Annotated in this window: 10 protein-coding genes and 1 tRNA gene; 7 read left to right on the top strand and 4 right to left on the bottom strand. The window is 67.9% G+C overall.

The window, feature by feature from the left end:
* Positions 1 to 14: 14 nt before the first annotated feature.
* On the bottom strand, positions 15 to 1,208 hold the full coding sequence (locus tag Q0747_RS09050) for a MarP family serine protease (protein ID WP_298254156.1): 1,194 nt from the start codon (positions 1,206 to 1,208) through the stop codon (positions 15 to 17).
* A 1,248-nt stretch (positions 1,209 to 2,456) separates the two neighbouring features.
* On the opposite strand from Q0747_RS09050, the gene Q0747_RS09045 reads away from it, so the two are divergent.
* Positions 2,457 to 3,134 (top strand): Crp/Fnr family transcriptional regulator, encoded by a 678-nt coding sequence (locus tag Q0747_RS09045; protein ID WP_298253802.1) that lies wholly within the window; start codon positions 2,457 to 2,459, stop codon positions 3,132 to 3,134.
* Between the two features lie 419 nt (positions 3,135 to 3,553).
* Here Q0747_RS09045 and Q0747_RS09040 read toward each other — a convergent pair whose 3' ends face one another.
* The 3 genes from Q0747_RS09040 to Q0747_RS09030 are packed head-to-tail and all read right to left on the bottom strand — an operon-like array spanning position 3,554 to position 5,118.
* The gene (locus Q0747_RS09040; protein ID WP_298253800.1) at positions 3,554 to 4,468 is read right to left on the bottom strand and encodes an NUDIX hydrolase; all 915 of its coding nucleotides are present in this window, start codon (positions 4,466 to 4,468) and stop codon (positions 3,554 to 3,556) included.
* Between the two features lie 3 nt (positions 4,469 to 4,471).
* Positions 4,472 to 4,960: a RidA family protein gene (locus Q0747_RS09035; protein ID WP_298253799.1), complete on the bottom strand. Its 489-nt coding sequence runs from the start codon at positions 4,958 to 4,960 to the stop codon at positions 4,472 to 4,474.
* A gap of 2 nt (positions 4,961 to 4,962) precedes the next feature.
* Positions 4,963 to 5,118, bottom strand: a complete 156-nt coding sequence (locus Q0747_RS09030; RefSeq protein ID WP_298253797.1) for a DUF4177 domain-containing protein — start codon at positions 5,116 to 5,118, stop codon at positions 4,963 to 4,965.
* Between the two features lie 35 nt (positions 5,119 to 5,153).
* Here Q0747_RS09030 and Q0747_RS09025 point away from each other — a divergent pair, with 35 nt between their 5' ends.
* The 6 genes from Q0747_RS09025 to Q0747_RS09000 all read left to right on the top strand — a co-directional run bounded on the left by Q0747_RS09025 (position 5,154) and on the right by Q0747_RS09000 (position 13,092).
* Positions 5,154 to 7,430 carry a transglycosylase domain-containing protein gene (locus Q0747_RS09025; RefSeq protein ID WP_298253795.1) on the top strand — a complete coding sequence of 759 codons (2,277 nt, stop codon included), beginning with the start codon at positions 5,154 to 5,156 and terminating at the stop codon, positions 7,428 to 7,430.
* Between the two features lie 61 nt (positions 7,431 to 7,491).
* Positions 7,492 to 8,379, top strand: a complete 888-nt coding sequence (locus Q0747_RS09020; RefSeq protein WP_298254154.1) for a metallophosphoesterase — start codon at positions 7,492 to 7,494, stop codon at positions 8,377 to 8,379.
* A 101-nt stretch (positions 8,380 to 8,480) separates the two neighbouring features.
* Positions 8,481 to 10,304: an ABC transporter ATP-binding protein gene (locus Q0747_RS09015; protein WP_298253793.1), complete on the top strand. Its 1,824-nt coding sequence runs from the start codon at positions 8,481 to 8,483 to the stop codon at positions 10,302 to 10,304.
* Positions 10,301 to 12,223, top strand: coding sequence for an ABC transporter ATP-binding protein (locus Q0747_RS09010; protein ID WP_298253791.1), 1,923 nt, complete (start codon positions 10,301 to 10,303; stop codon positions 12,221 to 12,223). The genes Q0747_RS09015 and Q0747_RS09010 overlap by 4 nt, the downstream gene beginning before the upstream one ends.
* Positions 12,224 to 12,315: 92 nt before the next feature.
* A tRNA-Pro gene (locus Q0747_RS09005) sits at positions 12,316 to 12,392 on the top strand.
* A 439-nt stretch (positions 12,393 to 12,831) separates the two neighbouring features.
* Positions 12,832 to 13,092, top strand: coding sequence for a hypothetical protein (locus tag Q0747_RS09000; protein WP_298253789.1), 261 nt, complete (start codon positions 12,832 to 12,834; stop codon positions 13,090 to 13,092).
* Positions 13,093 to 13,454 lie beyond the last annotated feature (362 nt).

The following is a 13,454-nucleotide window of genomic DNA, read 5'->3' as shown; positions in this document are numbered from 1 at the left end:
CGACGACGCCGGGCTCAGCCGATGTTGCACTGACCCGCCGACACCGCGTCCTGCAGCCCCGCCGCGCTGTCGGCGATCGGCCGCAGCTCGGCCAGGGAGAGGGCATAGCCGACCGGGGCATCGGCGGTCGACTTCGCGAAGACCACACCGGCCACGCGCCCCTGCAGATCCAGCAGCGGCCCCCCGGAGTTCCCCTGCTGCACGTTCGCCGCGAGGCTGTAGACCGTGAGCGGCTGCGCGTCCGCTCCGTAGATGTTGTTCACGAGGACCGGCGAGAGGCTCTGCACGCTGGCGGGCTGGATCCGGTAGGGGCCACCGGCGGGATAGCCGGCGAAGGCCGCCGTCGTGCCGTTCTCCAGTTCCTCCCCGAGCGGCAGCGGTGCCGCCTGCAGGTCGTCGACGGCGATCACCGCGATGTCGCGCACCGTGTCGAGCTGCACCACGCGCCCGGGGAGGGCGCCCTCGCCGGGGATCTCGACGACGGGTTCACCGACGCCCGCGACCACGTGGGCGTTGGTGATCACGCGGTCGGGCGCGATCACGAAGCCCGAGCCGGTCTGGTTCTGCCCGCACGCGTAGGCGGTGCCGGTGATGCGGACCACGGAGGACGCTGCGGCGGCGAGTTCCGGGGTGTCCACCGCTGCGTCCGGGACCACGGCCGGCGGTGCGGCAGGGCCCACTCCGTCGAGGATGGTCGGGATGCCCTCGTCGACGGCGATGGACCGCAGCTGGGCGAGCCAGGAGCGCACCGGGCCCGGGGTGAGCCTGTCGATCCCCTGGATGACCTGCGAGGACGCCAGTTGCTGGGACAGGACCGGCACACCGAGCGTGCCGACGCTGAACGCCAGCATCGACAGCACCAGGGCCGCGACCACCACGTTCACGGCCCCGCCGAGGATCCGGTCGATGACGCGCAGGGGCGGGAAGTCGGACCAGCGGCGGATCGACGCACCGAGGGCGGACCCCATCGCCTGCCCCACGACGACCAGGACGAGCACCGTGCCGATGACGGCGATCACCCGCCAGGGGTTGTCCGGCACCCAGCCGCTGACGAGTGGGATGGCGAAGAAGGCGGCGACCGCTCCGGCCACGAAGCCGACGATGCCACCGAGTGTGACGAGGAAGCCGTTGCGGAGCCCCGTGACGAGATAGCCGAGGAGGACCACCACCAGGACGATGTCGAGGAGCGTGAACTCCCCGAAGCTGATTTCCGGCACGAACGATCTCCCAGGGCTGTGACGGGCACCCACTGTCCCGTCGCTGCGAGAGATTCTAGTCGCGGTCCATGGGCACCACGTGTGAGGTCTCCTGTGCCACGGGATCCGGCCGCCCTTGCATGGCGGGCTCGCGTGGTGGCGTGCTCAGTACCTTTGGGCATCTCGTCGCTCCCACCGATCGGCGTCCACCAATGGGATCAGGCGCTCCGCCCCACCGACCGACCTCGAGCAGCGGGAACGACGACCGCACAGACGTGGAGCACTCCGTCGTTCCCAGTACTCAGGGCCCAGCAGTGGGAGTAAGCGCTCCGTGCGCCGGGGCATTGCGTCGCTCCCTCCGATCGGCGTCCACCAGTGGGACTCAACGCTCATCCCCACCAACCGACCTCGAGCAGCGGAAACGACGACCGGGCAGACATGGAGCACTCCGTCGTTCCCAGTACTCGGGCCGGAGCAGCGGGAAGGAAGCGCTCCGTGCGCCGGGGTATTGCGTCGCTCCCTCCGATCGGCGTCCACCAGTGGGACCCAGCGCTCATCCCCACCAACCGACCTCGAGCAGCGGGAAGGACGGCCTGGCAGGCATGAAGCACTCCGTCGTTCCCAGTACTCGGGGCCGAGCAGCGGGAACGAAGCCCTGAGTGCCCAGGCAATCGCGTCCCACCCAGTACTCGGGGCCCAGCAGTGGGATTGAAGCACAGACTGCTTCGGGCCATTGCGTTGATCCCACCGATCGGCGTCTACCAGTGGGACCCAGCGCTCATTCCCACCGACCGACCTCGAGCAGCGGGAAGGACGGCCTGGCAGGCATGAAGCACTCCGTCGTTCCCAGTACTCGGGGCCGAGCAGCGGGAACGAAGCCCTGAGTGCCCAGGCAATCGCGTCCCACCCAGTACTCGGGGCCGAGCAATGGGAAGGAAGCGCTCCGTGCACCAGGGCATTGCGTCGCTCCCACCGATCGGCGTCCACCAGTGGGACTCAGCGCTTATCCCCACCGACCGACCTCGAACAGTGGGAACGACGGCCTGGCAGGCATAGAGGGTCGCCTCGTTCCCGATCTCGTTCCCAATACGAAGGCTCGAGCAGTAGGACAGACGGCCGTCCAGGCGGGGGCTGACGGAGCCGGAGAGCCTTGCATAGGTGTATCGGTCGTCACATGAGCCCGTGTACGGCAAGATGGACTTGAGAAGACGGCAGACACGTCCGCACCACGGGCTGACACGAGACGCATCAGGAGAATTCATGGACATCGAGGTACTGCGCCGGGCGCCCCTCTTCGCATCACTGGGAGACGATGTCTTCGCCGCTCTGACGGACGAGCTGACGGAGCTGGACCTGCCGCGCGGATCGTCGGTCTTCCGGGAAGGGGACCAGGGCGATCAGCTGTACTTCATCATCTCCGGCAAGATCAAGCTCGGCCGCACCGCCCAGGACGGTCGCGAGAACCTGCTGGCCATCCTCGGCCCGGGAGAACTGTTCGGCGAGATGGCCCTCTTCGACCCGAGCCCCCGCACGGCCACGGCGACGGCTGTCTCCGAAACCCGGCTCGCCGGACTGAAGAACGAGAATCTCCGCACGCTCCTCGAGACCCGCCCGGAGGTGTCGGCCCAGCTCCTCCAGGCGCTCGCCCGTCGCCTGCGCCGCACCAACGAATCCCTCGCGGATCTCGTCTTCTCCGATGTACCCGGTCGCGTGGCCAAGGCCCTGCTCGATCTCGCGGACCGCTTCGGACGCCCCGCCACCGACGGCGTCCTCGTGGCTCACGAGCTCACCCAGGAGGAGCTGGCACAGCTCGTGGGCGCATCGCGCGAGACGGTGAACAAAGCTCTCGCCGAGTTCGTGCAGCGGGGCTGGCTCCGGCTCGAGGCACGCGCCGTCGTCATTCTCGACCTCCCCCGCCTGCGTCAGCGCAGCCGCTGACGCAGGTCGGCAAAGCGCAACCTCCGACCAGAGCATGCGCGAGCCCGCAGTCGACGCATCACCACTGCTGAGCGGCGGCCGTGCCAGCGCAGCCGCTGACGCAGGCCGGCAAAGCGCAACCTCCGGCCAGAGCATGCGCGAGCCCGCAGCCGGTGCATCACCGCTGCTGAGCGGCGGCCGTGCCAGAGCGGCAGCCGCTGACGCAGGTCGGCAAAGCGCAACCTCCGACCAGAGCATGCGCGAACCCGCAGCCGGCGCATCACTGCACCAACCGGCGGCCGTGCCAGAGCGGCAGCCGCTGACCACCCGCCGTTCTGCACTGAGCGCTGACCGCTGGTCTCCGCTCAGTGAAGACTTCGAGGACCGGCGGCCGACAGAGCCGCAGCGAGACCGCCTCAGCAGACCGCTGACGGAAGGGCTCAGCGCCCGCGCTGCGCCGAGCCGCCCTCGGTGAGCTTGGGGCACTCCACCTGGAGCATGAGCATGCCGTCCTGCTCGGCGAGTTCCGGGTGGTACACCTTCACCGGTCGCTTGTGGGAGAGGTAGGCGATACAGCCGCGCGAGGAACCGATCTTCTCGAGGATGATCTCCACCGCCGGCACCGCGAGGTCGCTGAGGGTCCGCCCGATCGTGTTCGGCTCCGCCACCGCGTCACCGAGCGCAGTGGTGTCCCGGTCGTCGATCTCCCGCGCAGCCCAGCGCCACTGCCCCCAGATGCCCTTGCTCTCGAGGATGCTCGGCTCCTGGTTCACGGGCTGGGCCGCCGCGAAGTAGTGGGTGTCGAAGCGGCGATGGGCGAAGTCCGGGGTGAGCCAGTGGGACAGCGGCTTGATCAGATCGGTGCGGACGCCGAGACCCCGGCGGCGGAGGATGTCGGCGAACGTGCATTCACCCTCGTTCAGCGCCTCCCTGGCCTTCATCCACTCCTTGGCCTGCGTGCCCTCCACGAGCGACGACGGATCGGGGCCGGCCAGGAGGACGCCGGTCTCCTCGAACAGTTCCCTGATGGCGCACAGCACGTGGCGCCGGGCCAGCTGGTGGTCGTCGATGCCGAGCATCTTCGCCCACGCCGACGGAGTGGGCCCGTACCAGGGCAGCTCGTCGTCGTCGGACTCCTCGATGCTCCCTCCCGGGAAGCCGATCACCCCGAGGGGGGACTGGCCCCGGCGACAGGTCAGGAACGTCTCCGTGCCGATCGCGGAGTCGCGCAGGAGCACCACCGACGACGCCGGCCGGGCCTCCAGCGGGCTGCGTTCCCCGTGCTCGATCCAGCTCTGCGCGGCAGAGCGCTGGTCGGCCGGGATGGGGAAGAGCCGGGTGCAGAGACGGTCCACGGTCTAGGCGAACTCCGCGATGACCTCGACCTCGACGGGCGAGTCGAGGGGGAGTACTGCTACACCCACGGCCGAGCGGGCGTGCACGCCCGCGTCGCCGAGGGCGGTGCCGAGCAGCTCGGAGGCGCCGTTGATCACACCCGGCTGTCCCGTGAACGAGGGATCGGAGGCCACGAAGCCGACGACCTTGACGATCCGCGTGATCCTGTCCAGATCGCCGATCTGGCTCTTGATGGCGGCCAGGGCGTTGACCGCACACGTCGCAGCGAGCTCGGACGCCGTCTGCGCCTCCACGCCGTCGGTCGCTCCGACCTTGCCCGTAGCTGTGAGTTTGCCCTCAATGAAGGGCAGCTGACCGGACGTGTAGACGTAGCTGCCGCTGACGACGGCGGGGACGTAGGCGGCCACCGGCGCGGCGACCTCGGGGAGTGTGATCCCGAGGTCCGCCAACCGCCCTTCGACCGCGGAAAGCCGGGCTTCTTCAGCTGCCACTGCTAGTTCTTCTCCCGCTTGAGGTAGGCCACCAGGCCGTTGCCGTCCGGGCCCGGGACCACCTGGACGAGCTCCCACCCGTCATCGCCCCACTGGTCCAGGATCTGCTTCGTGGCGTGGATGATGAGCGGAATCGTGGAATACTCCCATTTCTTCATGAGGGAAGCCTAGCGCGTGCTTGTAAACTGCAATAATGGCTGCTCGCAAATCCCCCCTCTTCGACACTGCAACCACACTCGGCAAGCTCATCGCCTTCCTCGGCATCAGCGGTCTCGCCGGTGTCCTCGCTGCCGGCCTGCTGGTGCCGGTCGCCGCCGCGGCAGGCACCGGGGCCTCGGCGTCGCTCCAGTTCTTCGAGGATCTGCCGGCGGAGCTGGCGCGTGAGGCGCTCGCCCAGCCGACGAAGATCCTCGCCAAGGACGACTCCCTCATCGCGACGCTGTACGAGGAGAACCGGCAGCCCGTGACCCTCGACCAGGTCTCGCCGGAGATGAAGGACGCGCTGATCGCCATCGAGGACTACCGCTTCTACGACCACGGCGGCGTCGACCTCGAGGGCATCTTCGGCGCCATCGCGAGCAACGTCACCAGTGGTACCCGGCGCGGGGCGTCGACACTCACCCAGCAGTTCGTCACCAACGTGCTCAACGACTCCGCCCGGCAGAACGGCGGCACGGTCGTCCTGAACGGCAGGGAGAAGGGCGTCGGCGACAAGCTGCGCGAGATGAAGCTCGCCATCGCCGTCGAGAAGGAACTGACCAAGGACGAGATCCTCGAGGGTTACATCAACATCGTCCAGTTCAGCGGCACCACCTACGGCGTGCAGGCGGCGTCGAAGTACTTCTTCAACGTGGACGCCAAGGACCTGAACATCCAGCAGAGCGCCCTGCTGGCCGGCCTGGTCAACGGCCCCACCCTGTACAGCCCCACGGAGAACCCGGAGGGGGCGCTCCAGCGGCGCAACCTCGTGATCGGCGCCATGCTCACCCGGGGCAAGATCACGCAGGAGGAGCACGACGTCGCCATCGCCAGCGATCTCGGTCTGGACATCACCCCGACGCTCAGCGGCTGCGTGGGCGCGGCCCAGGCACCCTACTTCTGCGACTACGTGACCCACCTGATCATGAACGATCCCGCCTACGGCGAGACCGAGGACGAGCGCGAGAAGGTCCTGTTCCGCTCCGGCCTGACGATCAAGACCACCCTCGACTCCCGCGTGCAGAAGGCGGCGCAGGTCGCCGTCAACGAGACGGCCGACCCGGACACGACCGACGGCAAGGTCGGTCACACCCTCGTGAGCCTCGACCCCAAGACGGGCAACATCCTCTCGATGGCCCAGAACACCCGGTTCGATCCGGAGCCGGCCGAGGGCAACACCGTGCTGAACTTCAACGTGGACCAGTACGACGGCGGCGACCCGAGCAAGAGCCTGGGCGGCGGCGGCGGCTTCCAGCCCGGCTCCACGTACAAGCCGTTCACCGTGGCCGCCTGGCTGGAGGACGGCCGGGCCCTGAACCAGGTGATCGACGGGTCCAAGCGGACCTATCGCCAGGGTGAGACCTGGGAGGCCAGCTGCGCCCCGGGCGGCGAGTTCCTCATCCAGGAGGAGGACGGCTACACCCCGCAGAACTACGGCGACATCAACTACCGCAACACCACGGTCCTCGAGGGACTCGCGAAGTCCTTCAACACCATCACCATGGGCAGCGCGAAGCAGCTGGATCTCTGCCGCATCAGGGACATCGCCTACGATCTGGGGGTCCACCAGGCCAAGAGCTCCGACGGCGAGGAGGAACGCTTCGGCTACCAGCCCGCTGCACTCATCGGCGGCGGCGGCGAGGCAGCTCCCCTGTCCATGGCGACCGCCTATGCCGGCTTCGCCAACGACGGCGTGGTCTGCGAGCCCCGCGCGCTGACGTCCGTCGCCGCTGTGGACGGGACCACCTACCCCGTTCCCGACGTCTCCTGCGACCGGAAGATCCCCACCGACGTGGCCCGCGGCGTCAACTACGCCACCCAGCGGGTCATGAGCGAGGGCTCGGGTCAGCTCCTCGAGTACGGGGACATCCCGATGGCGGGCAAGACGGGTACCAACGACGCCCGCTCGCAGACCTGGTTCATGGGCTACAACACCGGCATGGTCACCGCGAGCTGGGTGGGCAACTGGCAGGAGGAGGGCGAGAAGAGCGGCCTGGGTGGCCTGCAGATCGGCGGTCAGATCTACCCCGAGATCGACGGCTCGCTGATCGCCGCACCCTCCTGGGCACGCTTCATGCAGCAGATCCCCGGTCTCTACGTGGGTAAGCCGTTCGTGGACCCGCCCTCCAAGATGATCAACGCCCCGCAGCGCAACTCGACCGAACGACGCAGCGGCTCCGACACCAGGAATGGCATCGGCGGCATCCTCGGTGGTACCACTGGGGAAGGACCCGTCACCAACGGCGGCAATGACTTTGGAGGAAACGGCTAGCGTGACTTCGACCACGACACCCCGGCACGGGGCGCCACTCGGCTGGGCGGCCGGGCTCACCCTGACCGCCGCAGCAGCCACCCTCGGATACGCCTCGGCCGTTGAGCGGACCCTCTACCAGGTGCGGCAGGAGTCCCTCGCCATCCTCCCCCCGGGGGCGGCACCCCTGCGGGTGCTCCACCTGTCGGACATCCACATGGTGCCCGGGCAGAGATCGAAGGCCGACTGGCTGCACGGCCTGGCGGACCTGAAGCCGGACCTGGTGGTGAACACCGGGGACAACCTCAGCCACCATAAGGCCGTGGGACCCCTGCTCGAAGCCCTCCAGCCGCTCCTGAAGGTACCCGGTGTCTTCGTGCCCGGCTCGAACGACTACTACGGACCCGTGCTCAGGAATCCGCTGCGGTACTTCGCGGGCCCCTCGATCGCCCTGAAGGAGAAGGCCCCGAAGGAGCTCCCCTGGGCCGACATGTTCAGTGCCTTCGGCGCGGCCGGCTGGGTGGATCTGACGAACCGCTCGCAGTCGATCGGCTTCAGGAACATGCGCATCGACTTCACCGGCGTCGACGATCCCCACATCGACCGGGACAGGTACGCCGGCTATCCCGCCGGCAGCAGCACTTCCCGCGAGGCACCACACCTCCGGGTGGCCGTGGCCCACGCTCCCTACCAGCGGGTGCTCGACTACTTCACGGACGGCGGGGCCGAGCTGATCCTGGCCGGTCACACGCATGGTGGGCAGGTGCGCGTCCCGGGGTACGGAGCCCTCGTGAGCAACTGCGATCTGCCCACGTGGCGCGCCCGCGGCCTGACCTGGTGGGACCACGAGGGTCGCACGGTGCCCCTCAATGTCTCCGCCGGGATCGGGACCTCGCGGTTCGCTCCCGTGCGCTTCGCCTGCAAACCGGAGGCGGTACTCCTCACGCTGCTCCCGCGGAGCACCGACTGACCGGACCGGTCCTCCCGCGGCGCGTGACCGGCGCCGTGGTCGTCCCGACCCAGTATCGTTGCTGAAGGACACCAAGAACCACCGAGTACCGAGAAGACGTCATGGCGAATCAGAACACCCTGCGGGAATCCTTCGCCCGGCTCTACCCGCATGTCAGGCCCATCGTGCCGCGCCTGCTGCTGGGTCTGCTCTGTGCCCTCGGGGCGAGCGTCATGGCCCTGGCCATACCGCAGGTGCTGCGCGTCCTCATCAACGACGTGCTGGCCGAGGGCGGTGCCGCGAGCACCGTGTGGGTGGCCTCCGGCGTCGTCCTGCTCCTGGGGGTCCTCGAGGCGACGTTCGTGGCACTGCGGCGCCAGTTCGTCATCACCCCGGCGACGACGGTCGAGACGAGGATGCGCACCTCCTTCTACCGGCACCTGCAGGAGCTCACGGTGGAGTTCCACGACCGCTGGGGCAGCGGGCAACTGCTCTCCCGGGCCATGAGTGATCTGAATCTGATGCGCCGCTGGATGGCCTTCGGCCTGATCATGCTGGTGGTGACCTCGCTGACCGTGGTCATGGGCGTGACCATCATGTTCTTCACCAGCTGGCCACTCGCCCTGATCTTCGTCGCGGCGGCCGTCCCCCTGATGATCTACGGCTACCGCTTCCGCACCTCCTACAGCCGGGTCTCGCGCAGGAGCCAGGACCAGGCGGGCGATCTCGCGACCACGGTCGAGGAGTCCGTCCACGGCATCCGGGTCCTGAAGGCCTTCGGGCGCAGCCAGGAGGCCCTCGAGGACTTCGAGGAGCAGGCCGAGGAGCTCCGCCGGACCGAGATCTTCAAGGCGAAGTCCCTCGCCAACTTCTCCATGATCGTGACGCTGCTGCCCGAACTCGCCCTGGGCGCCTCGCTGGTGGTCGGGGTGTGGCTGGCGGCCGACGGCGGCGTGACCATCGGCGCGCTCGTCGCGTTCTTCGCCACCGCCGCGGCGGTCGCCGGGCCCGTCGAGTTCATCGGCCCGCTGCTGGCGATGACCTTCACCGCCAAGACCGCCATCGACCGGCACTACGAGGTCATGGACGCCGAGATCACCATCACCGATGCAGCCGAGCCGGTGCACCTGGCTGCGCCGCGGGGCGAGGTGGTGTTCGACGACGTCCGGTTCCGTTACCCCGACGCCCCCGAGGCCACCGCCGACATCCTGGACGGCATCGAGCTGCGGCTGCGGGCCGGGGAGACGATGGCCCTGGTCGGCGTGACGGGCAACGGCAAGAGCACGCTCCTCCACCTCGTCCCCCGCCTCTACGACGTCACGGGCGGCAGCATCATGATCGACGGCGTGGACCTGCGGCAGTTCTCCCTCGCCGAGCTGCGCACTCTCGTCTCGGTGGCGTTCGAGGACACCACCCTGTTCTCCAGCTCGGTGCGGGAGAACGTCCTGATGGGCTCGGAGGCCACCGGCGCCGAGGCCGACCGCGTCCTCGCCGAAGCCCTCGAGGTGGCGCAGGCGCAGTTCGCCTACACGCTGCCCGAGGGTGTCGACTCGCTCATCGGGGAGGAGGGCCTGAGTCTCTCGGGCGGGCAGCGGCAACGGATCGCGCTGGCCCGGGCGATCGCGGCCCGGCCCACCGTGCTGGTCCTCGACGACCCGCTCTCGGCTCTCGACGTCGCCACCGAGGAGCGTGTCGAGCAGGGGCTCAGGGCCGTGCTCGGGTCCACCACCACCCTGATCGTGGCGCACCGGCCCTCCACCGTGGCCCTCGCCGACCGGGTGGCCCTGCTGCAGGACGGGCGCATCACCGACGTCGGGACCCACCCCGAGCTCCTCGCCCGCAGCGAGCACTACCGCTATGTGATCGCGAGCCTCGACGACGAGGAGACGGCGCACCTAAAACGGTCAGGGCAGTCCGAGCACGACGACGAGGGGGCCGTGGCATGAGTCGCACCGCACCGTCCGGCACGACGCCGTCGGACAGGGACAGGGACAGGGACACGGACACGGACAGGGAGAAAGCCGACAACAGGATCGGCCCGGGCCGGGACCGCGAGCCGCAGGGCTCCCCCGGCGTCCGCAACGAGGACGACGTCGTCCTCGACCGGGCGCAGAGCAGAGCCGTCCGGTCGAGATCGTTCCGGCTCCTGGGCTCGCTGATCCGGCCGAACCGTCGGCAGTTCATCTGGACGGTCCTGCTGGTGGTGATCTCGCAGGCCGCCCGCGTGGCGGGTCCGGCCATCATCGCCTTCGGCATCGACCGGGCCCTGCCCGCACTGCTCGCCGGTGACCCGGTGCTGCTCTGGGTGGGAGGCGGCACGTATCTGGTGGCCGCCGTCCTCGCGGGGGTCCTCACCGCCGGGTACCTGCGCGCCACGGCCCGGCTCAGCCAGGCCATGCTCCTCGATCTGCGGGTCCGCGTGTTCCGCCACACCCAGCGACTGAGCCTGGAGTTCCACGAGAAGTACACCTCCGGCAGGATCATCTCCCGGCAGACGTCCGATCTCGAGGCGCTGCGGGAACTGCTCGACTCCGGCGTGAGCTCCCTGGCCTCGGGCGCCATCTTCATGGTCTTCACCGCGGTCACCATCTTCGCGCTCGACTGGCGCACCGGGTTCCTCATCCTCGCGGCGGCCGTCCCCATGTTCCTCCTGGCCCGCTGGTACCAGCGGCACTCCCAGCTCGCCTACCGGGCGTCACGGGTGGTGTCCGCGAAGCTGATCGTCCACTTCATCGAGACCATGACCGGCATCCGCGCCGTGAAGGCCTTCCGCCGCGAGGCCGTCAATGCCCGCCGCTACGACGAGCTGGCCGAGGACTACCGGAAGGTCACCGTCCGGTCCATCAATCTCAACGGCGTCTTCCAGCCCGGACTGGTCCTGATCGGCAACGTGACGGTCGCCGCCGTGCTCGTGGTCGGCGGCTTCCGCGTGCTGGGCGGCTCACTGGAGGTGGGAGCCCTGCTCGCCCTCCTGCTCTACAGCAAGCGCTTCTTCCAGCCCGTGGACCAGATGGCCATGTTCTACAACTCGTTCCAGTCGGCGGCCGCCGCGCTCGAGAAGGTCTCCGGGCTCCTCGAGGAGATCCCCACGGTCCGCCCGCCGGGGAACCCCGTGCCGCTGCCGGAGCCGCGCGGCGCCGTGGCCTTCCACGACGTCCAGTTCCGGTACGGGGACGGACCGGTGGTGCTGCCCAGTCTGGACCTGTCCATCCCCGCGGGCCAGACCGTGGCGCTCGTGGGGCAGACGGGCGCCGGCAAGTCGACACTCGCCAAGCTGATCGCCCGCTTCTACGACGTCTCCGAGGGCAGTCTCACGCTCGACGGCGTGGACCTGCGTGAGCTGGCACCGGACGATCTGCGCCGGGCCGTCGTCATGGTCACGCAGGAGGCCTTCCTCTTCACCGGCTCCGTGGCCGAGAACATCGCCCTCGGCAGGCCCGAGGCCACCCGGGAGGAGATCGTCGCGGCCGCGCGTTCCGTCGGGGCCGAGGAGTTCATCCTGGACCTCCCCGAGGGCTTCGACACCGACGTCAACAAGCGGGGCGGCCGCGTGTCGGCGGGCCAGCGCCAGCTCATCAGCTTCGCCCGGGCGTTCCTCGCGGACCCGGCCGTGCTGATCCTCGACGAGGCCACGTCCTCCCTCGACATCCCCAGCGAGCGGCTCGTGCAGGAGGGTCTGCAGAAGCTGCTGGGCAGCAGGACGGCGCTCATCATCGCGCACCGGCTCTCCACCGTCGCCATCGCGGACCGGGTCCTCGTGGTGCACGACGGCCGGGTGGTGGAGGACGGCACGCCGGACGAGCTCATCGGCGGTTCAGGACGCTTCGCCACACTCCATGCGGCGTGGAAGGACTCGCTGGTCTGAGGCGTCGTCCGGGTCGATGCCGGTTTTCCTCGCCGCTGATCCTCGGCTAGTCTTGGACGGTTGCTGTGAGGATGTTCCTTCTCCGGCGGCATCGGGGTGTGGCGCAGCTTGGTAGCGCGCGTCGTTCGGGACGACGAGGTCGCAGGTTCAAATCCTGTCACCCCGACCAGAGTCGCTTTATTCGAACCATGGTTCAAGTAGATCGACTTTAGTTGAAGCAACAGATATGGCGTCGAGAAATCGGCGCCATTTTTGGTATCTGGAAACTGGGTAGAAAGTGCGCCGGAAACGTCCAGGATCGCGCCTTGTTCGGACGATTGGGTCGATCCATGGACGGACATCGCCGAAGAGGTTTTGATCGACCGGTAGGCCGCCTGGGCCGCGAAGATGTCATCGAACGGTTGATTCAGGTCCGTTCCAACCGAGCCGTCTTGATCCACAAGGAAGCGGTGATAAAAGGATTCGTTGAGTAGCCGCCGGACTTTATCTGTTGCCTTCTCGTAGTAAGACTTCGGGTCGGCGATCTGATCAATCGCCTTGGCCAGAAGCTGACCGCCCACCGCGATCTGCTCGCCGATGTTCGCCAGGCTGTCTTCGATGCGGGAACGTTGAACGCGCAGCTCATGCATTTTCTCCCGGACTTTCGACTGAGGCAGGATGCCATCGGCCGCAATGTCAACGAGCCGGCTCTCCTTGGACTCGACTTCTTTGAGCTGATTTCTATACTTCGCGTACATCTCCTTTATGTCCTGCTGCTCACCCACAAGGGCTTCTTCGAGCCTTGCGCGAATATCCTCTTCGAAATCTTTGTCGAGCACGAGCTGACCGTAGGATTCGGCAACGCTATCCTCAACGAGGTAAGCCGGTAAATATGGAAGATCACACTGTCCTTCCTGCCGAGCACGACAGAAGAAATACTCGTGAATCGTGCCTCCACGCCCTTTCGCCTGCGTGTAGATGACGCGGCTTTCCCGACCCTGCCGATGACACTTGCCGCAGTAGATCATCCCCTTGAGGAAGTGATTATGAATGCGATCCCTGGTGCCTGATCCACTGCGCGAGCTCATGATCTCCTGGACCTCATCGAAAAGGTCTTGTCCGATGATCGGCTCGTGACGTCCCGGGTAAGCATCGCCCTTGTATACGACATAACCGGCTCTTCGGACATTTGGTGGGGGTCATTGTTTGAGGCCGCCGGCGGCGAGGAGCATGCGGAGCCGGTAGTTGTGGC

This window comes from uncultured Arthrobacter sp., from assembly GCF_947493765.1.
Classification (GTDB): domain Bacteria; phylum Actinomycetota; class Actinomycetes; order Actinomycetales; family Micrococcaceae; genus Arthrobacter_D.
The sequence above is the reverse complement of the archived record's forward strand: the minus strand, read 5'-3'. Positions and strand labels throughout refer to the sequence as shown.